Genomic DNA, 21,000 nt, shown 5'->3' with positions numbered 1-21,000 from the left:
TCTCGTCGGGCTGGGCGGAGTTGGGGAGCGTGGTGGACACGGGTTGACCTCACTCGATGGAAAGAGGGTTTCTTGCTGGACCGAGGAAACGTGACGGATGCAGGCCACAGCAAGGGCCAATGAGGAGGCGGTGGATCGTTTTCCGGTACGGCGGGCTAGGCGGCCCGGTCCGCCAGGGCCGTCGGCGGCTCGTCGTCCATCTCGAAGGCCATGGGGAACGGGGCGTGGCCCGCGAGGCGGAACAGGCGGACCTTGCGGTGGCGACGCAGGGCGCGGGCCGCGCGTACGGCGTCGTTGTGGAAGCGGCGGGCCATCGGCACCCGGCGGACCGCTTCCGTGAGCTCGCGGGCCGCTGCCTCGCCGCCGGGCGCCGCACGGACCGCCTCGACCTGCTGCGGGTCCGCGAACACGGCCCGCAGGGCCTGGCTCAACTCGCTCTCGGCGACCTCCCGCTGGTCCTCCTCGGCCTGCCGTGCGGCGTGCGCCGCCTCGTAGAGCACGATCGACGCCGCCGGGTCCAGCACGCCGGACGTGGCCAGTTCCTGTGCCACCGAGGCGCGGCGCAGCAGCTGCGCGTCGAACGCGGCACGGGCCGCGTCGATACGGGCGTGCAGCCGGTCGAGCCGGCCCGCCGTCCAGCTCAGGTAGAGGCCGATCGCGATGAGGGCGACAAGGATCCAGATGAGGGTTGCGGTCACGGGCGGCAAGGCTACCGGGGCGCTCCGCCGGGTGAGCCGACGCGCTTGCAGGCCTCAAACGCCGGCCGGGCCGGTTTTTCCGCAGTCAGTCCCGTGCCAACCCCAGCCGTGCCCGCAACCCCGTGGTGCGTTCGTCGGCCGCCACCGCCGCGGCGCCGTCCGTGACCGTCTCGTAGACCGACAGGATGTCCGCGCCGACCGTCGACCAGTCGAACCGGCGGACGTGGGCGCTGCCGTGCCTGCGCAGTTCGGCGCGGCGTGCCGGGTCACCGAGCAGCCGCACCGCCGCCGCGGCGAGCGCGTCCGCGTCCTCGTTGGCGAACAGCTCCCCCGCCGCGCCCTGGTCGAGGACCTGCGCGAAGGCGTCCAGGTCGGACGCCAGGACCGGCGCGCCCGCCGACATCGCCTCGACCAGGATGATCCCGAAGCTCTCGCCGCCGGTGTTGGGCGCCACGTACAGGTCGATGCTGCGCAGGAAGCGGGCCTTGTCCGCGTCGCTCACCATGCCGAGGAACTCGACGCGCGAGCGGAGCTCCGAAGGCAGCGACGCCACCGCCTCCTCCTCGTCCCCGCGGCCCGCGACCAGCAGCCGGGTCTGCGGGCGCTCGGCGAGGATCCTGGGCAGCGCCCGCATCAGGACCGGCAGGCCCTTGCGGGGCTCGTCGATGCGCCCTATGAAGCCGATCGTGCCGCCCTCCCCTTCCGACTGCCAGTCGGGGTTCGGCTCGGCCTCGGCGAAGAAGTCGACGTCGACGCCGTTGGGGATGACGACCGCGTCCCCGCCGAGGTGCTCCACCAGCGTGCGGCGGGCGTACTCGCTGACCGCGATCCGCGCGCTGATCTTCTCCAGCGCCGCCTGGAGGATCGAGTACGCGGCGATCATCGCGCGCGAGCGGGGGTTGGAGGTGTGGAACGTGGCGACGATCGGGCCCTGTGCCGCCCAGCAGGTCAGCAGGCCCAGGGACGGCGACGCCGGTTCATGGATGTGGATCACGTCGAACGCGCCGTCGTGCAGCCAGCGTCGCACCCGGGCCGCCGACAGGAAGCCGAAGTTCAGCCGGGCCACCGAGCCGTTGTACGGCACCGGGACCGCTCGGCCGGCCGAGACGACGTACGGCGGGAGCGGGGTGTCGTCGTCGGCGGGGGCGAGGACGGACACCTCGTGCCCGAGGCGGATGAAGTACTCGGCGAGATCGCGGATGTGGAACTGGACGCCGCCCGGCACGTCCCAGGAGTACGGGCAGACGATGCCGATCCTCACGACGGCCCCTTCGCGGGGTCGAGGTCTTCGAGCCACAAGCGCTGCAGCATGTGCCAGTCCTCCGGATGGTCGGCGATCCCCGAGGCGAAGGCGTCTGCCAGCGCCTGTGTCACCACAGACGTCTTCTCGGCCCGGGTACCTGTCTCGGGTACCTCGATCGGGGGATGCACGCGGCCCTGCATGACGGGCGAGTCGTCGTACCAGAGCGTCACCGGCAGCAGCAGCGCGCCCGTCTGCTGGGCCAGCAGGGCCGGTCCGGCCGGCATGCGGGCCGTGTCGCCGAAGAACTTCACCTCGACGCCGGAGGCGGACAGGTCGCGGTCGGCGACCAGGCAGATCAGGCCGCCGTCGCGCAGCCGCCGGGCCAGGGTGCCGAACGCGGTGCCGCCGCTGTGCGGCAGGACCTCCATGCCGAGGCCCTCGCGGTAGGCGACGAAACGGTCGTACAGGGTCTCCGGCTTGAGGCGTTCGGCGACCGTGGTGAAGGGGGTTTCCAGCTTCGTGGTGACCCAGGCGCCAGCGAGGTCCCAGTTGGCCAGGTGCGGCAGGGCGAGTATGACGCCGTTGCCGGCGGCGAGGCCGTCGGTCAGGTGGTGGACGTCCTTCGGGTCGAAGCCGCTCTTGACGCGCTCGGCGCTCCAGGCCGGGAGCCGGAAGGACTCCATCCAGTACCGCAGGTACGAGCGCATGCCCGCGCGGGAGAGCTCGGCAAGGCGCTCAGGGGTCGCGTCGGGCACCACGCGCGCGTAGTTGCTCTCCAGCCGCCGTACGCCCTTGCCGCGCCGCTTCCAGGCCAGGTCGGCCACGGTGTTGCCGAGCCGTACCGCGACCGGCTCGGGGAGCTTCTTGACCGTGCCCCAGCCGAGGCCGTACAGCGCGTCCGTCAGCCGCTCCTGAGCGCTCATTTCGCCGCCTCCCTCCCTTGAGAGGCATTCTCCGTGCTTTCCTGCCCGGCCGCCGCTGCCTCCGCCTCCGCGGACTCCCGGCGGACCGTGACGACCCGCTGGATCAGGGTGACCAGGCTGCCGACGGCAACGATCCACAGGGCGATGGGCAGCAGTACGTCGATGCCGGGCACGCCGAACTTGTGCATGCCCGCGAGTCCGGCGGCGACCAGGGAGATCACCAGCCGCTCGGCGCGCTCCACGAGACCGTTGACCGCGACCGGCAGGCCGATCGACTCGCCACGGGCCTTGGTGTACGACACCACCTGCCCGCTGGCCAGGCAGAAGATCGACACCGCGCACAGCGCGAGGTCGTCGCCGCCGCCCGCGTACCAGAGGGCGAAGCCGCCGAAGATCGCGCCGTCGGCGACCCGGTCCAGGGTGGAGTCCAGGAAGGCTCCCCAACGGCTGCTGCGGCCCAGCTGGCGGGCCATGTTGCCGTCGACGAGGTCCGAGAACACGAACAGCGCGATCACGACCGTGCCCCAGAAGAACTCGCCCTGGGGGTAGAAGACCAGCGCGCCTGCCATCACGCCGGCCGTGCCGATCAGCGTGACCGTGTCCGGGCTCACGCCCCGGCGGATGAGAAACGCGGCGAACGGTGTGAGGACACGCGTGAAGAATGCACGCGCGTACTTGTTCAGCATGGCCTTCCCGAGGGTCGGTGTCGCCGCGCGGCCCCTGCTGGCCACCGGCTGGCCCATCGTAGCCACGCGCGCGCGTGGGCGACGGCCGGGCACCCGCACCGCGTGAGGGCGGGCCACAACCGCCTGCGGGCGACGGGTTCCGGTCCTCCGTATGGACGCACCGTGACGAGAGTGGAAAGCTCGAAGAACGCGGGCGTCGCCGGAGCCGCCCCGCACGGGTCCCGCGTGTCCGCGCCCACAGTGACCTCACCGTGCACGGGAGGCAAGGCCATGGGCGACAAGGCGAATGCACACCCCGGAGCCGCCGGCAGGGCAGTGGCGGCCGACCATCCCGCGTCCGTACGGAATGTGGTGCTGGTCGGCCACTCCGGATCGGGCAAGACGACTCTGGTGGAGGCTCTCGCGCTGACCGCGGGAGCGGTGAACCGGGCGGGCCGCGTGGAGGACGGCGGCACCGTTTCCGACTACGACGAGATCGAGCACCGGCAGCAGCGCTCGGTGCAGCTCTCCCTGGTGCCGGTCGAATGGGACGGCATCAAGGTCAACCTTCTCGACACCCCCGGATACGCCGACTTCGTCGGAGAACTGCGGGCCGGTCTGCGAGCGGCGGACGCGGCCCTCTTCGTCGTCTCGGCGTCGGACGGCGTGGACGGCTCGACCCGCATGGTGTGGGAGGAGTGCGCGGCCGTCGGCATGCCGCGGGCCATCGTCGTCACGCATCTGGAGGCCGCGCGGGCGGACTTCGAGGAGATGACGCGGATCTGCGCGGAGGCCTTCGGCGGGGACGACCCCGACGCGGTACTGCCGCTGTATCTGCCGCTGCACGGCCTGCAGGGGCCGGACGGGCACGCGCCCGTGACCGGCCTGATCGGGCTGCTGTCGCAGAAGCTCTTCGACTACGCGTCCGGGGAGCGCAAGGAGTCCGATCCGGACGAGGACCAGCTGCCGCTGATCGAGGAGGCACGCAACCGGCTGATCGAGGGGATCATCTCCGAGAGCGAGGACGAGACCCTCATGGACCGTTACCTCGGCGGTGAGCAGATCGACTTCAGGACGCTCGTGGAGGACCTGGAACAGGCCGTCGCGCGCGGGACGTTCTTCCCCGTCCTGGCCGCCGCCCCCGCGGCCGAGGGCGCCCGGCAGGGGCTCGGCACGGTCGAGCTGCTGGAGCTGATCGCGCGGGGGTTCCCGACCCCGCTGGAGCACCCGACGCCCGGCGTCACCACGGTGGACGGCAAGCCACGTGAGCTGAAGCCCTGCGATCCGGACGGTCCGCTGGTCGCGGAGGTCGTGCGGACCTCGTCCGACCCCTACGTCGGCCGTGTCTCCCTCGTGCGGGTCTTCTCCGGAACGCTGCGGCCGGACGAGACCGTGCACGTCTCCGGGCACGGACTGACCGACCGGGGCCACGAGGACCACGACGTCGACGAACGCATCGGCGCCGTGTCCACGCCGTTCGGCAAACAGCAGCGCCCGGTGTCGCACTGCGTCGCGGGCGACCTCGCGTGCGTGGCGAAACTGAGCCGCGCCGAGACCGGCGACACCCTGTCCGCCAAGGACGACCCGCTCCTCATGGAGCCCTGGGACATGCCGGATCCGCTGCTGCCGCTCGCCATCCAGGCGCACAGCAAGCCGGACGAGGACAAGCTCTCGCAGGGGCTCGCCCGGCTGGTCGCCGAGGACCCGACGATGCGGCTCGAACAGAACCAGGACACCCATCAGGTGGTGCTGTGGTGCCTGGGCGAGGCGCACGCGGACGTCGCGCTGGAGCGGCTGCGCAGTCGGTACGGCGTCCAGGTCGACGTCGTACCGCACAAGGTCTCCCTACGGGAGACGTTCGCGACCAAGTCGGCCGGGCGCGGGCGGCATGTCAAGCAGTCCGGCGGGCACGGGCAGTACGCCATCTGCGAGATCGAGGTGGAGCCGCTGCCGGGCGGCTCGGGCATCGAGTTCGTGGACAAGGTCGTCGGGGGCGCGGTGCCGCGCCAGTTCATCCCGTCCGTCGAGAAGGGCGTACGCGCCCAGGCCGCCAAGGGGGTCGCCGCGGGCAATCCGCTCGTCGACGTCCGGGTCACGCTGCTCGACGGCAAGGCGCACTCCGTGGACTCCTCCGACGCCGCCTTCCAGACGGCGGGCGCGCTCGCACTGCGGGAGGCTGCGGCCGACGCGAAGATCCATCTCCTGGAGCCGGTGGCCGAGGTGAGCGTCCTGGTCGGCGACGAGTACGTGGGCGCCGTGATGAGCGACCTGTCCGGGCGGCGCGGCCGTGTGCTGGGCACGGAGCAGACGGCCGGCGGGCGCACCCTCGTCCGGGCCGAGGTGCCCGAGATCGAGATCGGGCGGTACGCGGTCGATCTGCGCTCGCTGTCGCACGGCACCGCGCGCTTCAACCGGCGATACGCCCGGCACGAACCCATGCCGGCTCAAGTCGCCGAGCGGGTACGGAAACAGGAGCAGGAGGCGTCATAGGAAGCGGGGAACAGGTGGGAGGCGGCGCGTAGTTGGTACGGGGGCGCGTGCAAGTGGCCTGCGCTGCGGCCTCCGAGCGGACTGCGCGGTGCGCTGCCCCGTGCGCCGGCGGGCGGTTTCGGCCGTCCGCCGCCGAATGTCCGTACCTGCGGATACGCTGATGACCTGATCAACAGGTGTGCAGAGCACGGAAGTCGGGAAGGCCGCAGGAGCGACAGTGGCGGCGATCGGGGGCGGGAATGACCGTTGACAGCGGTTACGCGGACATCTTCGGGCCGCAGGTACCGCGCACGGGCGACGAGGGGCAGACGGCGACGTTCGCGCTGGCCTCTGCGGCGTACCGGGACAACGAGGTCGAGGAGATACTCAAGGCCAACAACGAGTGGCACGAATCGACCGTGAAACCGGGCCAGAAGTGGGCGAAGATCTTCCGGCCCAATCTCGGTGAGGCGTTCTCCCGCGCGGTGGTCGACCGGATGCTCGGCTCCGGTCGCAAGCCGCTGATCCAGTCCTTCGGCACCGAGCCCCAGGTGGTCGTCGAGCACTGTCTCGCCGCAAACCGGATCCGCCGGGAGCGCGACAACCTGCTCACGGTCGTCATGGTCCTGTGCGGGCTGCTGTTCCTGCCCGGCCTCCTGGTGTGGCTGATGGTGTTCACGATCCGCTCCACCATCGCCAAGCGCGAGGACAAGCGGGCCTCGACGCTCGCGACCACGCTGCTCGTCGCGGTGGGCGCGCTGGCCGTGATCTTCCTGGTCCAGATGCCGTTCACGGGATTCTGGGCCTGGTACGCGCGCGCGTCGGTCGTGCTGCCGGTGATCGGCTGGTTCTGGGCCCGGCAGATCTGCGAGCGCACGGCGAAGGACCTGCGGGAGCGCTGGGCCAGCCTCCTCTCGGGCAGCAGCGTGGGCGCGAAGGTGCCCGAGGCGGTGCCGAGCAGCCCCGGGGAGACCGCTGCCGAGCAGTTGCGCCAGTCCCTGGCCCGGCTGAGCGCCGAGCAGCAGTCCAACTCCGTCTTCTATGCCGGGCCCAAGGGCATACTCGGCATGGGCACGCGCTGGGGCAGCTGGCAGCTCGCCGAGGATCTGGCGCCGGCCGATCCCGACCGGGAGATCCATCCCTTCCGCAGCTGGGACGTCATACGGTCCATCCACGACCAGCTGCGCATGCTGGAGCGCGGTCCGCTGAACACCGGCGGTTTCACGAAGCCGTCGATACGGCACTGGATCGTGACGCCGATCGGGGAGAACGCGAAAGAGGTGTCCCGGCCGGAGGGCACCGATGTGGACGCCTACCAGGTCAAGTCGCACGCCATACAGGACATCTGCAACAAGCAGCAGTTCGGCAGCGGTGACCGGCACTACCTGGGCGTGCAGTGGACGCTGTGGGACGGGCAGCTGGTGATCACCATGCTGATCACGGTGACCGTGCTGTACGAGACGCTGCGCATCGAGGTCACCGGGCATGCGCTGGGGCCGGTGCACGCCCTGTTCACCTCGAAGCCGGCGGCCAAGGAGAAGTCGGTGCAGAAGTCGCTGAAGCGGTGGGAGACGCGGACGGTGAAGCTTCCGCTGGTCGACACCGACGAGGTGGTACGGCTGGCGGCTCGGGCACCTCTGACCTGGTATCCCCCGCTGCTGAACTGGCTCGGCGGCACCCTCGCCCTGCCGGAGCCGTTCGGCCTGCGGCACGCCTGGGCCGACAAGCCCTGGCGCCACCGCTTCATGGCCGACGACGCGCTGCGGGCGGCCACACCGGTGCTGCGGGTGGTGCACTCGGCAGCGATCCGGGTCCTCGAGGAGAACGGCGTGGACACGGAGAAGTTCGGGACGCGGTCTGCCTTCCTCAGCACGGCGATCCAGGATCCGACACCGAAGAAGGCGGATCTTTACGACGCGTAGTCCCCTGGTCAGTCCGCGGGCATTCGTGCCGCCTGGGGCGGCACGGGTGGGCGCGGGCGGCACCCCGTCAGCGCCGGGCTGCGAGACCCACCCCCGCCCAGCGCCGCGCCGGGTGCGCGCTCACGCCGCCGGCCAGGCCTCCGCCAGCATCTTGCGGGTGTCAGCCAGCAGCTGCGGCAGCACCCGCGTGTGCCCCACCACCGGCATGAAGTTGGTGTCCCCACCCCAGCGCGGCACGATGTGCTGGTGGAGATGCGCGGCGATCCCGGCCCCGGCCACGGTCCCCTGATTCATCCCGATGTTGAACCCGTGCGCCCCGGACGCGGTCCGCAACGCCGTCATCGCCTGCTTCGTCAGCGCGGCCAGCTCAACGGTCTCGGGCCCGGTGAGGTCCGTGTAGTCGGCGACATGCCGGTAGGGCACGACCATGAGGTGGCCGCCGTTGTACGGGTACAGGTTCAGCACGGCGTACACCTGCTCACCGCGCCGGACGATCAGCCCGTCCTCGTCGGACTTGGCCGGGATGGAGCAGAAGGGGCAGCCGTCGTCGGCCCCCGGACCGGTGGGCTTGTTCTCGCCCTGGATGTACGCCATCCGGTGGGGCGTCCACAGGCGCTGGAACGCGTCCTGCGTCCCCACTCCGATCTGCTGCTCCGGCTCACTCGTCATGCTGTGCAGCATATGGCTTCGCCCGTTCGCGGCGTGTCGCCGGGGCTCGCGGAAGACGGCGGAAGGCCCTCGGGAGGCCGAGCAGCCTCCCGAGGGCCTTCCTCATGTGCACGTCGGGCGGGTCAGACCTGCACCCGCTCCTCGACGACCTTGGCGATCTTCGCGATGGCCTCGTCGAACGGGATGCCGTTCTCCTGCGAGCCGTCGCGGTAGCGGAAGGAGACGGCGTTGTTGGCCATGTCCTCGTCACCCGCGATGACCATGAACGGCACCTTCTGCTTCTGGGCGTTGCGGATCTTCTTCTGCATCCGGTCGGAGGAGGAGTCCACCTCGACCCGCAGGCCCTTCTTCCGTGCGGCCGTGGCGAACTTCTCCAGGTACTCGACGTGCGCGTCACCGATCGGGATGCCGATCGCCTGGACGGGGGCGAGCCAGGCCGGGAAGGCGCCCGCGTAGTGCTCCAGGAGCACCGCGAAGAACCGCTCGATCGAGCCGAACAGCGCGCGGTGGATCATGACCGGGCGCTGCTTGGAGCCGTCCGCGGCCGTGTACTCCAGGTCGAAGCGCTCGGGCAGGTTGAAGTCGAGCTGGATGGTCGACATCTGCCAGGTGCGGCCGATGGCGTCCTTGGTCTGGACGGAGATCTTCGGGCCGTAGAAGGCGGCACCGCCCGGGTCGGGGACCAGCGGCAGGCCCTGCTTCTCGGCAACCTGGCGGAGGGTCTCCGTCGCCTCCTCCCAGGCCTCGTCCGAGCCGACGGACTTCTCCGGGTCCTTGGTGGACAGCTCCAGGTAGAAGTCGGTCAGACCGTAGTCGCGCAGCAGGCCGAGGACGAAGGTGAGCGTCTTGTCCAGTTCCTCGGACATCTGCTCACGCGTGCAGTAGATGTGCGCGTCGTCCTGGGTGAAACCGCGGGCGCGGGTCAGGCCGTGCACGACGCCCGACTTCTCGTACCGGTACACGGTCCCGAACTCGAAGAGGCGCAACGGCAGCTCGCGGTAGGAGCGGCCGCGTGCGTCGAAGATCAGGTTGTGCATCGGGCAGTTCATGGGCTTGAGGTAGTAGTCCACGCCCTCGTCGAGCTGCATGGGCGGGTACATGCCCTCGGCGTACCAGTCCAGGTGGCCCGAGGTCTCGAAGAGCTTCCCCTTGGTGGCGTGCGGGGTGTAGACGAACTCGTAGCCCTCTTCCTCGTGGCGGCGCCGCGAGTAGTCCTCCATCACGCGGCGGATGATGCCGCCCTTGGGGTGGAAGACGGCGAGGCCGGAGCCGATCTGCTCCGGGATGGAGAACAGGTCGAGCTCGGAGCCGAGCTTGCGGTGGTCGCGCTTCTCGGCCTCGGCGAGGAACTCCAGGTACGCCTTCAGCTCGTCCTTCGACGGCCAGGCGGTGCCGTAGATGCGCTGGAGCATCGGGTTCTTCTCGCTGCCGCGCCAGTAGGCGGCCGCGTTGCGCATCAGCTTGAACGCCGGGATGAGGCGGGTGGAGGGCAGGTGGGGACCGCGGCAGAGGTCCTTCCAGCACAGCTCGCCGGTCTTGGCGTCCAGGTTGTCGTAGATCGTCAGCTCGCCGGCGCCGACCTCGACGTCCGCGCCGTCCTCGGCGGATGCGGACCCCTTGAGGCCGATCAGTTCCAGCTTGTACGGCTCGTTCGCCAGTTCCTCGCGCGCGGCCTCATCGGTGACGACCCGACGCGAGAAACGCTGGCCGCGCTTCTGGATCTCCTGCATCTTCTTCTCGATGGCCTTGAGATCCTCGGGCGTGAACGGCTTCTCGACGTCGAAGTCGTAGTAGAAACCGTCCTTGACCGGCGGGCCGATGCCCAGCTTGGCCTCGGGGAAGAGCTCCTGCACGGCCTGCGCCATGACGTGCGCGGTGGAGTGGCGCAGGATGTTCAGGCCATCCTCGGAGGAGATCTCCACCGGCTCGACCTCGTCACCCTCGGCCACCGAGTACGCGAGGTCCTTGAGCTCGCCGCCCACGCGCGCGGCGATGATCGAGCGCTCGCCGGCGAAGAGGTCGGCGGCCGTAGTGCCCGTCGTCACCGTGCGCTCTTCCCGCTCGGAATCGCGTTGGATGATCACACGGACGTCTGACACCGGTCTCTCCTGACTGAAGGTGGATGCGGCGCCATACCGAGAGCGCGCGCAATAAGGGATCGTACCGACCCCGGACCGCCCCAGGCGAAATCAGTCCTCGCTGCACGCCTCCTCGAAGAAGTCGAGATTCTCCTGCAGCGACTTCATCAGCCGGTCCCGCTCCGCCTCGTCCACCTGCCCGGGTACGACGCCACAGGCGCCGGTCAGCCGACGGAAGCCGCCCCTGCTCTCCAGCCGTCCGTGCACCTGCACCGGCAGCCCGACGAGGTGGGCCTGACCTGCGATCCGGTAATCCTCCTCGTCCAGCGTCAGCCGGACGTGCGGGATCTCGGCCCCGGCGAGCACCCGCAGCCGTACGGTGCCCTCGCCGCGCCGCTCCGACCTGCGCATCCGGATCACCTCGCCGGTGATCCGCACCGGCACGGACGGCTCCTCGCGCAGATAGCGGGCCCCGGCCTCGCGCAGCACGGGCAGGTCGCCCGGCGAGAACTCCACCGCCTCGTCGGGGGCGGCGGCGCCCTCGGGGACTCCGGCGCCCGGCGCCCACTCGACGGCGACCCGCGCGCCCTCCGTCCCGCGGACGAGGGCGATGAGGGCCTCGGTGAGCTCGCGGCTGACACCGGCCTCGACGGCGCCGTCGAAGGCGTCCATGCCACCGGTGGCCCGCTGGTAGTCAATGGCCTCGCGGACGGCGTAGAGCGCCTGGTGGAGGCGTACGGCGAGCGGGCGCCCCGGGGCGACGGGCACGAAGGCGGTGAGGCGGCGGCCGCCGGTCGCGGCGCCGACCAGGACGCTCTGCAGCATCGAGGCGGCGGCCCGCTTGTGCCGGGCACCGTAGTAGCCGGCACGCGCGCGTGTGGCGAGGGCGCCGGCGAGCAGCATCTGACGGGCGGCGGTGCGCAGCTGTTCCTCCACGGTCCAGGACGCGGCTCCGGCCGACCCGCTCGGTACATCCCGCCACCAGCGGATCTCGTCGCTGGGCACGGTGAGCCCGACCAGCACCTCGCGCGCCGACGGCGTCGCGCTGCGGGAGAGCGCGACGAGCGCCTCGGCGAGCAGGTCCTCGCTGTCGGGGAAGGCGCGGCTCTCCGGCACGAGCAGGCTGGTGCCGTTGCCACCGGGCCCCGGCGGCGTCCAGCGGCCGTAGCGTCCGACGGCGCCACCCCGGCGCTGCCATCCGTGCCGGTGCAGCAGCGCCCCGAGCACGGCGGGGTCGACCTGGCCGGGCTCCGGCGGCGGCTCGTTCCACGGGGCCTGGGGATGCGGTCGGACCGGCCTCACTGGCTCGTCGAGCGGGCGGTGCGTCACGGTCTGCCTCCCGTCCCGACCCGCGTCATGATCTCGCACAGCGCCCGGTCGTCGAAGATGCGTGAGGTCGGTATGCGGACGTTGGTCCGGTGCCGGCCGGTGATGGCGTGCCCGGCGAGGTTGACCCAGTAGCAGCAGTGTCTCAGGTCGAGCCGGTCGTGGCTGGCGCGCAGCCACTCGTCCTGCGACCGCGGGACGAGCATCACGACCAGGATCTTGTGCACCGAGACCGGAGTGCGGGCGAGTTTCACCAGGTGGTCGTTGTCGAGCGTGAAGGAGAAGAAACGCCCGGGAGGGTTCGGTGCGATCTGGTACGTGGCCTTGAGCTGCACCTTGATGGTGACCTCGTCGTCGACCGTGTGCCCGGGCGCGCTGTGGCTGACGTGCCAGTCGATGCCGTTGTCCGGGAAGGGCTGGGAGAGCGAGCAGCCGGCGGCGGCCGCGACGGCGTGCAGATAACCCACCTGCAGTGTCTCCATGCAGGCGGTGGTGGCGAGTGAACCGCGATGAGGGCCCGTGCGTTCGGGCAGCAGCCCGCCCCGCTCGGGCTGCGCTATCGCCATGACCAACAGCCTTCCAAGCAAAGTGATTTCCCCGCGAGGGCCCGCTGAACTGCACGGACCCGTACTTCTGTTGTCTCCTCCCGGCGTACGGCGCAAACAGCCCGGGTATCACCAAACGGGCAGAAGACGGGGCGTCAGCTGCCATGGCTGAACGAGGAGTTGTGTACGTATGACGTGCTGGTACGAGGGCCCTCTGGCGGCATTCGACACGGAGACAACGGGCGTGGACGTCGAGACCGACCGGATCGTGTCGGCCGCCCTCGTCGTCCAGGACGCCCCTGGCACGCGACCTCGGGTGAGCCACTGGCTGGTGAACCCGGGCGTACCCGTACCCGCCGAGGCGACGGCGGTGCACGGGCTGACGGAGGATCATCTGGCGCGCAACGGCCGCTGGCCGGCACCGGTGATGCAGGAGATAGCCACCGAGCTGGCCGAACAGGCGGCGGCCGGGCGACCGTTGGTGGTGATGAACGCACCGTTCGACCTGACGCTCCTCGACCGTGAGCTGCGTCGGCACCGGGCCTCGTCGCTGGGCCACTGGTTCGAGTCGGTGCCCCTGCTCGTCCTCGACCCCCGGGTTCTGGACAAGCACCTGGACCGCTACCGCAAGGGCCGTCGCACCCTGACCGATCTGTGTGCGCACTACGGCGTCGCCCTGGACGGCGCGCACGACGCGGCCGCGGACGCGCTGGCCGCGCTGGAGGTCGTACGGGCCATAGGCCGCCGTTTCCCGTCACGGCTGGAACGCCTCACCCCCGCCGAGCTGCATCCACTGCAGGCGGTGTGGCATGCGGCACAGGCACGCGGCCTGCAGGCGTGGTTCGCCCGCAGCGGCAGCGAGGAGGCGGTGGACCCGGCGTGGCCGCTGCGTCCGGACCTGCCGGCGGCGGCGTAGGAGACACAAAAGGCCGGTCCGCTGCTGCGGACCGGCCTTTCCGGGTGGGCGATACTGGGTTCGAACCAGTGACCTCTTCGGTGTGAACGAAGCGCTCTCCCGCTGAGCTAATCGCCCGGGAACGCACCGAACAATACAGGTGTCCGCCGGTCTGGTTCAAACCGCTTCGAGGTACGCCAGCAGGCCACGCCGTCCGGCCCGCATCATCAGCCGGTGGTTGCCCCGGAACACCGGCCGGCCCGGTACGGCGAACCGCCTGAGCAGTGGCTTGGTCACGTCGACCACCTGGTCGTAGCGGACGAGACACCCGCCGTCGGCCGGCGTGACCGTCCAGCGCACCCAGCCCTCGATGTCTCCGGACATCGCGACCTCCAGCACCCTCAGCCAGATTAGCGTTCCGTAGCACCCCCGTGGCACACTGTCACATGCACGCCCGGCGCCCAGGCGACGTCAGGCACCCTCCTCGGTGAGGTCGCGAGAACTCACCGACCAGCGTCCGGAGGGACGTGCCACGAGGGCTGACGGCTCCCGCCGTTCAGCACCAGGGCACGAAGACGATTGGCTCACATCCCTGAGCAACACAGGGGATCACTAAGCCGATCAGAGACGCTGCGGAAGCGGTAGTGACTCCAATCCATGAGCCGGGTCTGCCCGTGTCGGGACCACGCTCCCAACATACGAGCGCCGCCGCCCGTGCGGCGGCGCTCCTTCCACCCTCAGCCGGCCCGCTAGGACGGCATCTTGTCACCGACCAGTGCCAGGTTCTGGATCGCCGCCAGCCCGTACAGCGCGGTGGCGTTGGTGGACACCCAGGCCGCCTCGCTGCCCGGAACCAGGGCGGCCGGGCCCTCGATCTTCTTCGTGGACCAGTCGGTGGACTCCTTGTAGTCCCAGGTGTCCCGGCTGTTGTAGAACTGCTGCCACGCCCGGGCGGCCAGCGTGTCGTCGCCGGACTGGACGGCGGCGTAGGCGTCCTGGCGTGAGTGGCCCTGGAAGAGCAGCAGGGACCCGAAGTCGGAGCCGTAACGGGCCTTCTGCTCCGCCTTGGTGGCGTTGAAGTAGCGGCAGTAGTCGAGCCACGCCTCCTTGAACTTCGGCATGTCGATCTGGTCGATCAGCTCGGCGCACAGCTCGACCAGGCCGAACATCGCGGAGAGGTGCGACACCCCGACCACGGGCTTGTCGGCGATGGCGAACTTGCCGGTGTCCAGGTCGTACAGCGCAGTGCCCTGGACGAAGCCGTTGGGCTGGGCGGCGATGGTCTCCATGGTGGACAGGACCCGCGCCTTGGCCTTCTCCCACTTGGGGCCGCGCCGCTCCCACTCGGTGAGCCAGGCGGAGACGAGGCCGCTCCAGTCGGTGCCGAAGCCGATGGACAGGGCGTTGCGGTCGGGGGTGTACGGCTCGGTGCGGATCTTGCGGATGGGGTCGAGGACGAGGAAGGTCTCGTCGGAGTCGACGTTGGCGTGCATGAGGTCACCGACGCGCTCGTCGGCGGTGAGGAAGTAGTAGTAGCGCCGGTAGGTGGTGTTGGCGATGCGCTGCTGCTTGGCGCTGTCGGCGTAGTGCTGGACGCCGTGGCGGGTGCCGAGGCCCGCCCACTTGCCGATGTGGTAGACGTCGACCTCGCCGGTGTGCCGGGTCATCGCCTCGGCGAAGCGGAAAATGTCGGCGCGGCCCGAGCGCATGTACGCGAACCAGAGCCACAGGTCGGGCGAGAGCTCGGAGTTGTCCCAGGCGTAGCCGCCTACGTCGTAGCACCACTGGTGGCGGCTGGGGTCGTAGCTGTGCATGATGTCGCCGTAGTCCCAGAAGCCGTACCAACGGCGCATCTCCACCTGGTCCTTGTAGTAGGTGAAGAGGAAGTCCAGGTGGTCCTCGATCTTCGCCTTGGCGGCGGTGGAGCGGTCCGGCTCGGAGAACAGCTTGCCGAAGACGCCCGCCTTGATGAGCTGCTGGGGCGGGGCGGCGAGCTGCGGCGGGGTGCGGACGGCCTCCACCTGCTTGGCCATCTGCTCGGCGCCGGGCGTGGACTCGTGGGCCCAGAAGAGGAGTTCACTGGTGCGGGCGATGCCGTAGGGGGTGCCGAAGCCCGGTTCGTAGTCCTCGTAGGTGATGTTGAGGCCTTCGAGCTGTTCGGGGTACGTGTCCTGGCCCATGCCGTCGTGGTAGAAGCGCAGGTCCATGGGCTGCGCCTCGGGCGACCAGAGCCAGAGGGTGACCTCGGCCTCGTCGGTGTGGGCGTCGCGGATGTCGAGCTGGGCGGGGAACTTCTCCCAGAAGTCGCGCAGCCCGAAGGCGAACCCGCCGCTCGCGCCACCGACGTACCCGAATCCGCTGGCCCTCCGGTCGCCGCCCGCGGGGATCCAGCCGTACCCCTTCTTGGTGCGCTTGCGGACCGCGAAGCCGTCGGCGGACAGCTGCGAGAGGGTGTAGTCGCCCCACTCGGGGATGTACTGGAGGCGGGTGGTGACCCGCTGGTCCCACGTCGACGGGTCCGGCAGCTTCCTCCCCTCGAACTGGGCCGTCCGCACCGCCGCCCCCGGGTCGCGGCGCAGCCCGGTGATGCCCTTGACGGCCTCACGCAGCAGGCCGGTGCCCTCACCGCCGATGCGGATGTGCCGGTCGTACGCCGCGTCGCGCATCGGCACGGTGAAGCGGACACCGATGCCGCGGATGAAGTCGCCGCTTGCCTTGCCGGGCTCCTGGGTGCCGTCGTAGGTGATGGTGTGCACCATGCGGAAGGAGTCGGCGCCGGCGTAGAAGTAGAGGCGGATGGAGAACGGCAGCCAACTGCGGTCGCCCTTGCGGTGCTTGCCGTCGATGCGAACGACCGCGCGGACCGGGCCCTCCTGCTCGACGGCGACCTCGGAGATGGCGCTCTCGAAGCGTTCGTACTTCACCGTGCCCTGGTCGCCGTTCTCGAACTCCGGCTGGCGCAGCAGCACGAGCCGGCCGTTCCTGGCGATCTCGGTCGATCCACGGGTGACCGACTTGACGAGCGTGGAGCCCGACTTGCCGATCTTCGCGGTGATGAGACCGGTCGATATGTCGATGGTGCCGCCGCTCTTGTCGACGGTGATCTTCTTCTCGGGGGCGGCGGACTCCCCGGGCGTCAGCTTGAGCTTGCCGGAGCCCGAACTCACCGCGTGCGCGGTCCACTTGAGGGAGCCGTCGGGCCAGTAGGCGAGTGGCCACGACTGCACGGGGACCGCCTTGCCGTCCTCGTCCGTGAGCGCGAAGGTCTGGTCCTCCTGATGGGCGCCCTTCGGCCAGGGCACGCCGACCGTGGAGCCGGGAGCGGCGCCGAGGCCGCCGTCCTCCAGCCAGTTCAGTGTGACCGGGTCCGCGTCGGCGGGCGCGGATCTGGGCGCGGCCTGTGCGGTCGATCCGAGCGCCCAGCTGAACTGCGCGGCGGCGCCGGTGATGGCGGCCGTCTTGAGGAGGGACCTGCGGGGGATGGGGGACATGGCCTTTCCTTTCCGTGCGAGTGCAGGGGTAGTCAGGGGCATGACAGAGGTAGGTACGACGCCCTGGGGGCGCCGACCTGGTGCACCACCGGGGTCAGCGGTGCCGGTACCGCTCCTCCACGGCGACCGCCGCCGCCGCGACGGCCCCGAGGACGGGGACCGCCAGCGGCGCGACGAACAGGGCGGAACAGGCGACGACCGCCAGTCCGCCGACGAGCAGGAAGGACCCGGCCGGGTCCAGGACCGTCCGGCGCCCGGCGTCCGCCAGCAGCGCCCGCCACCTGGCGCTCGGCGTCCACACCGCCGCCGCACGCAGCCCGGCGACGGCGAGCCCGATCAGCGCGAACAGGCCGACCGCCCCGACGAACGGCCCGCCGGGAATTCCGGCGCGCGCGGCCTGGACGTCCACCCAGACCGCGGCGACCGCCGCCCACCCGACGAGCCCGACGATCCACCCGCCGCGCACGGCCGCCCGGAATTCCACGACGAACTCCCGCCAGCCGCCGCCCTCGTGGGCCGTACTACGCCGCAGATGCCGCGCGCCGGCGGCGAAGGCCGCGGGGTAGGTGACGACCCCGAGACAGGCCACGGCGATCCACACGCCGGTGAGCAGGCACTCGGCGAAGACCGCGAAGCGCTCGCCGAACACGGACTCCTTGCGCGGGGAGCGGGCCTTCACGCGTGCTTGCGCCATGGTGACCGCCTCAGCCCTTCAGTCCGGAGGTCGCCATACCGTCGATGAGGTAGCGCTGGAAGGCCATGAAGAAGGCGATGACCGGCACCAGCGCCACCAGCGACATCGCGATCATGCTGCCGTAGTTGGAGATGCCCTCCTGATCGCGGAACATCATCAGGCCGAGCGAAACGGTGTACTTCTCGGGGGTGTTGAGGTAGATCAACGGCCCCATGAAGTCGTTCCAGGCGTTGATGAAAGTGAAGATCGCGCTGGTGATGATCGCGGGCCGGCTCAGCGGCAGCACGATCGACCAGTAGGTGCGCAGATGCCCACAGCCGTCGAGCTTGGCAGCCTCGTCGAGTTCCTTGGGGAGCCCGCGCATGAACTGCACCATCAGGAACACGAAGAAGGCTTCCGTGGCCAGGAACTTGCCCGCCACGAGCGGCACCAGGGTGTCGGTGAGCTCGAGGTTGCGGAAGAGCACGTACTGCGGGATGAGCAGCACGTGGTAAGGCAGCAGCAGCGTGCCGATCATCAGCGTGAAAAGCAGGTTCCGCCCGGCGAACCGGATCTTGGCGAAGGCGTACGCGGTCAGCGAGCTGGACAGCACCACACCGACCACGGCCAGGACCGCGTACATCAGCGAGTTGGTGAAGAAGCTGGTGATGGGGATGCCGGAGATGCCGTCGGCTAGCCCGGAGAAGTTCGCCCAGACCGGTTTGGTGGGCAGCAGGTCGAGGCTGGCGATGATGTCCTTGCTCGGCTTGAACGAGGCACCGACCACCCAGATCACGGGATACAGGACGACCGCGAGCACGACGAGCGCGCCCACGTGCCAGGCGATCGATCCGAAGCGCCGCCGCTCGTTCGCGGTGCGCAGGGCAGGGCTGGTGGCACTGGTCACTTGGCGGCCTCCTCGTAGTGCACCCACTTCTTCTGCGACCAGAACAGGACCGCCGTGACGAGCGCCACCGCGATCACCAGCGTCCAGGCCATCGCGGAGGCGAAGCCCATCTGGGCCTCCTTGAAGCCCTTCTGGTAGAGGTAACAGGTGTAGACGAGCGTGGCGTCGGCGGGCCCGCACCGGGTGTCGGAGACGACGTACGCGGAGCCGAACACCTGGAACGCGTGGATGGACTCCAGCAGCACGTTGAAGAACAGCACCGGGGAGATCATCGGCAGGGTGATGTTCCAGAACCGCCGGAGGGGACCGGCCCCGTCCACCTCGGCGGCCTCGTACAGCTCCTGCGGGACCTGCTTGAGGCCGGCCAGGAAGATGACCATCGGCGCGCCGAACTGCCAGATGCTCAGCGCCACCAGGGCGTAGATGACGTAGTCCGGGTTGCCGATCCAGCCGCCCACGTCGAGCCCGAAGATCTTCTGCGTACGGTCCACGATCGCGTCGTCCGAGAACAGCGCCCGCCACACGAAGCCGACGGAGACACTGGCGCCGATGAGCGAGGGCATGTAGAACGCGGCCCGGTACAGACCCTGTCCGCGCCGCTTCTGCGCGAGCAGCAGCGCGACACCGAGCGCGAGCAGCAGCTTCAGCGGTGTGGCCACGACGACGTACTTCAGCGTGACCTCGACCGACTTCTGCCAGCGCGGGTCCTGGAACATCGTCGTGAAGTTGTCCAGCCCCACCCACTGGGGCGGCGTGAACAGGTTGTAGCTGGTGAACGCGTAGTACAGCGACGCGATCATCGGCCCCGCCGTGAGCAGCAGGAACCCCGCGATCCACGGCGACATGAAGAGATAGCCGGCGAGGTTCTCGCGGCGCCGCCCGCGCCGCCCGGCGGCAGGAGCGGCGGGCCGCTTCTTCGCCGGGCGCGCGGGCGCTTCCTTGACGAGCGTCATGGTGGTACGTCCCCTCAGCCCGCGAACGCGGCCTTGGCCTCGCTGAACAGCGCCTTGGCGGCGTCGGACGGCTTGGTCTTGCCCTGGGCGACCTCGCCGCCGAGGCGCAGGAACGCCGCCTCGATGACGTCGGCGCCGGACGGGTGCGGGGTGATCTTCCCGAGCACGCCGGCCTTGGCGACCTCGTCCTCGTAGGCCGCGACACCCTTGTTGTTGTCGTCGGTGGGCGTGAACGCCTCGTACTGCTCGGTCGTGGCGAGGATGCCGCGGTCGTAGCCCATGATCTTGCCGACCTCGGGGTCATGGATCATGAAGTCGATGAACTGGGCGACTTCCTTGGGGTGCTTGGTCCCGGAGAAGGCGCTGAGCATCAGCGAACCGAGGTACTGGCCGGTGTCCTTGCCGTTCGTGGTGGGGATCGGCGCGAGCCCGTAGTCCGACTCGCCCTCGCCCTCGTAGCGGATGGAGAAGTTGTCCCAGGTGAACTCGGACGCGGCGAGCCCCGCCGAGAGAGCGGACTTGGGCTTGACCTGCTCGACCTTCTTCGGGTCGGCCACGAGCCCGGACCGCACGCGCTTGTAGCCGTCCTCCCACCACTGCGTCAGATCGTCCTCGGTGAAGCCGAGATCGGAGTCGGTGAAGAAGGCCTTGCCGTTCTGACGCAGGTACAGGTCGTAGAGGTACATGATGCTGAAGTAGCCGGTGTCACCGGCGATCTTCAGCTTGTCCTGGATCGTCTGCAGCGCGTCGAAGTACTCGTCCCAGGTCCAGCCGAACTTCGCCTCCACGCCCGCCTTCTTGAAGGCCTTGAGGTCGATGACGAGCGCCATGGTGTTGGCGCCGACGGGTATGCCGATCTGCTTGCCGTCGACCTGACCGTTCGCCAGGACGCCGTTGCGGAAGTTCTCCAGGCTCAGATTCCCCGCGTCCGCCTGCGTCTTGAGGTCCATCAGAACGCCGCGCTTGTCGTACTTGCGCAGAAAGCCGACCGCATTCTGGAAAACGTCCGGCGGATTCCCGCCGGAGGCCTGGGTCTGGAACTTCTCCCAGAAGGCCTCGTAGTCGGTGAATTCCGGCTTGATCTTGATCTTCGGGTACTTCTTCTCGAAGAGCGCGATCGTCTTCTTGATGGCGATGGTGCGCGGCTCGCCACCCCACCATGCGTAACGGAGCGTCACCGTTCCGTCTCCGGAACCGCTGTCGCCACCGCACGCGGTCGCGGCACCCAGCCCGAGCGTGGCTGCCGAGGCCCCGGCCACCTTCAGGATCGTACGCCTCTCAACATTCCTGCTGGTTCCCATGGTTGGGCCCCCTCCCCGCAGCGTCATCGCCGACTGCATGAATCGTTTCAAGTAAGCGCTTGCTGGCACAAGCTACGAGGGGCCTCGGAGTGCGTCAATGATTCGGACAGGATTTTCTTGCGGAGCGGCTCCGTGATCCGGCGCGATTCGGGGGCCGGCTGGCGGGAGGTGTGAGGTGACGCCGCAGGTGAGACGGGCATGGTCGGCCAGTCGGACGGCGGGCGGGGTGCCGTACGGGTGTG

Annotated in this window: 16 protein-coding genes, 1 tRNA gene and 1 pseudogene; 3 read left to right on the top strand and 15 right to left on the bottom strand. The window is 69.8% G+C overall.

What is annotated here, in order from left to right:
* Positions 1 to 155: 155 nt before the first annotated feature.
* From ACKTSN_RS37905 to pgsA, 4 genes are all read right to left on the bottom strand, one after another.
* Positions 156 to 698 carry a hypothetical protein gene (locus tag ACKTSN_RS37905; protein ID WP_409473211.1) on the bottom strand — a complete coding sequence of 181 codons (543 nt, stop codon included), beginning with the start codon at positions 696 to 698 and terminating at the stop codon, positions 156 to 158.
* Positions 699 to 783: 85 nt separating this feature from the next.
* Entirely contained in the window at positions 784 to 1,959 is a 1,176-nt protein-coding gene (locus ACKTSN_RS37900; RefSeq protein WP_409473210.1) for a glycosyltransferase family 4 protein, read from the bottom strand.
* Positions 1,956 to 2,864: a phosphatidylinositol mannoside acyltransferase gene (locus ACKTSN_RS37895; RefSeq protein ID WP_409473209.1), complete on the bottom strand. Its 909-nt coding sequence runs from the start codon at positions 2,862 to 2,864 to the stop codon at positions 1,956 to 1,958. The genes ACKTSN_RS37900 and ACKTSN_RS37895 overlap by 4 nt, the downstream gene beginning before the upstream one ends.
* Complete coding sequence (gene pgsA, locus ACKTSN_RS37890; protein ID WP_409473208.1) at positions 2,861 to 3,607, bottom strand: phosphatidylinositol phosphate synthase; 747 nt, start codon at positions 3,605 to 3,607, stop codon at positions 2,861 to 2,863. Before pgsA ends, ACKTSN_RS37895 begins: the two co-directional genes overlap by 4 nt.
* A 213-nt stretch (positions 3,608 to 3,820) precedes the next feature.
* Between pgsA and ACKTSN_RS37885 the strand changes: the two genes are divergently transcribed.
* Both ACKTSN_RS37885 and ACKTSN_RS37880 read left to right on the top strand, forming a co-directional pair.
* A complete protein-coding gene (locus tag ACKTSN_RS37885) occupies positions 3,821 to 6,019 on the top strand; it encodes an elongation factor G-like protein EF-G2 (RefSeq protein ID WP_409475014.1) in 2,199 nt (732 codons plus the stop codon).
* A 239-nt stretch (positions 6,020 to 6,258) separates the two neighbouring features.
* Positions 6,259 to 7,920, top strand: a complete 1,662-nt coding sequence (locus ACKTSN_RS37880) for a hypothetical protein (protein ID WP_409473207.1) — start codon at positions 6,259 to 6,261, stop codon at positions 7,918 to 7,920.
* 120 nt (positions 7,921 to 8,040) lie between these two features.
* Here the strand turns inward: ACKTSN_RS37880 and ACKTSN_RS37875 are convergent, their stop codons facing one another.
* The 4 genes from ACKTSN_RS37875 to ACKTSN_RS37860 form a co-directional block, all read right to left on the bottom strand.
* On the bottom strand, positions 8,041 to 8,601 hold the full coding sequence (locus tag ACKTSN_RS37875; protein WP_385261490.1) for an HIT family protein: 561 nt from the start codon (positions 8,599 to 8,601) through the stop codon (positions 8,041 to 8,043).
* A gap of 110 nt (positions 8,602 to 8,711) precedes the next feature.
* Positions 8,712 to 10,688 carry a threonine--tRNA ligase gene (gene thrS / locus ACKTSN_RS37870; RefSeq protein ID WP_409473206.1) on the bottom strand — a complete coding sequence of 659 codons (1,977 nt, stop codon included), beginning with the start codon at positions 10,686 to 10,688 and terminating at the stop codon, positions 8,712 to 8,714.
* Positions 10,689 to 10,778: 90 nt separating this feature from the next.
* Positions 10,779 to 11,996 carry a hypothetical protein gene (locus tag ACKTSN_RS37865; protein ID WP_409473205.1) on the bottom strand — a complete coding sequence of 406 codons (1,218 nt, stop codon included), beginning with the start codon at positions 11,994 to 11,996 and terminating at the stop codon, positions 10,779 to 10,781.
* A complete protein-coding gene (locus ACKTSN_RS37860; RefSeq protein ID WP_224737008.1) occupies positions 11,993 to 12,559 on the bottom strand; it encodes a DUF4365 domain-containing protein in 567 nt (188 codons plus the stop codon). The genes ACKTSN_RS37865 and ACKTSN_RS37860 overlap by 4 nt, the downstream gene beginning before the upstream one ends.
* 169 nt (positions 12,560 to 12,728) lie before the next feature.
* Between ACKTSN_RS37860 and ACKTSN_RS37855 the strand changes: the two genes are divergently transcribed.
* Positions 12,729 to 13,454 (top strand): 3'-5' exonuclease, encoded by a 726-nt coding sequence (locus ACKTSN_RS37855; RefSeq protein ID WP_409473204.1) that lies wholly within the window; start codon positions 12,729 to 12,731, stop codon positions 13,452 to 13,454.
* Between the two features lie 45 nt (positions 13,455 to 13,499).
* Here ACKTSN_RS37855 and ACKTSN_RS37850 read toward each other — a convergent pair.
* The 7 genes and pseudogenes from ACKTSN_RS37850 to ACKTSN_RS37820 all read right to left on the bottom strand — a co-directional run bounded on the left by ACKTSN_RS37850 (position 13,500) and on the right by ACKTSN_RS37820 (position 20,758).
* A tRNA-Val gene (locus tag ACKTSN_RS37850) sits at positions 13,500 to 13,571 on the bottom strand.
* A gap of 39 nt (positions 13,572 to 13,610) precedes the next feature.
* Positions 13,611 to 13,832 (bottom strand): annotated as a pseudogene (locus ACKTSN_RS37845) (SRPBCC family protein); the annotation flags it as partial.
* A gap of 350 nt (positions 13,833 to 14,182) precedes the next feature.
* Positions 14,183 to 16,924 carry a Tat pathway signal sequence domain protein gene (locus ACKTSN_RS37840; RefSeq protein ID WP_409473203.1) on the bottom strand — a complete coding sequence of 914 codons (2,742 nt, stop codon included), beginning with the start codon at positions 16,922 to 16,924 and terminating at the stop codon, positions 14,183 to 14,185.
* A gap of 94 nt (positions 16,925 to 17,018) precedes the next feature.
* The gene (locus tag ACKTSN_RS37835; protein ID WP_409473202.1) at positions 17,019 to 17,618 is read right to left on the bottom strand and encodes a hypothetical protein; all 600 of its coding nucleotides are present in this window, start codon (positions 17,616 to 17,618) and stop codon (positions 17,019 to 17,021) included.
* Between the two features lie 10 nt (positions 17,619 to 17,628).
* Positions 17,629 to 18,504 carry a carbohydrate ABC transporter permease gene (locus tag ACKTSN_RS37830; protein WP_409473201.1) on the bottom strand — a complete coding sequence of 292 codons (876 nt, stop codon included), beginning with the start codon at positions 18,502 to 18,504 and terminating at the stop codon, positions 17,629 to 17,631.
* Positions 18,501 to 19,457 carry a carbohydrate ABC transporter permease gene (locus ACKTSN_RS37825; protein WP_385511442.1) on the bottom strand — a complete coding sequence of 319 codons (957 nt, stop codon included), beginning with the start codon at positions 19,455 to 19,457 and terminating at the stop codon, positions 18,501 to 18,503. Before ACKTSN_RS37825 ends, ACKTSN_RS37830 begins: the two co-directional genes overlap by 4 nt.
* A 14-nt stretch (positions 19,458 to 19,471) precedes the next feature.
* Positions 19,472 to 20,758, bottom strand: coding sequence for an ABC transporter substrate-binding protein (locus ACKTSN_RS37820; protein ID WP_409473200.1), 1,287 nt, complete (start codon positions 20,756 to 20,758; stop codon positions 19,472 to 19,474).
* Between the last annotated feature and the right edge of the window lie 242 nt (positions 20,759 to 21,000).

Origin of the sequence: Streptomyces flavusporus (assembly GCF_046267975.1) — a bacterium.
In the GTDB taxonomy this organism is placed as follows: domain Bacteria; phylum Actinomycetota; class Actinomycetes; order Streptomycetales; family Streptomycetaceae; genus Streptomyces; species Streptomyces flavusporus.
This window is presented reverse-complemented; position numbering and strand designations above follow the sequence as displayed.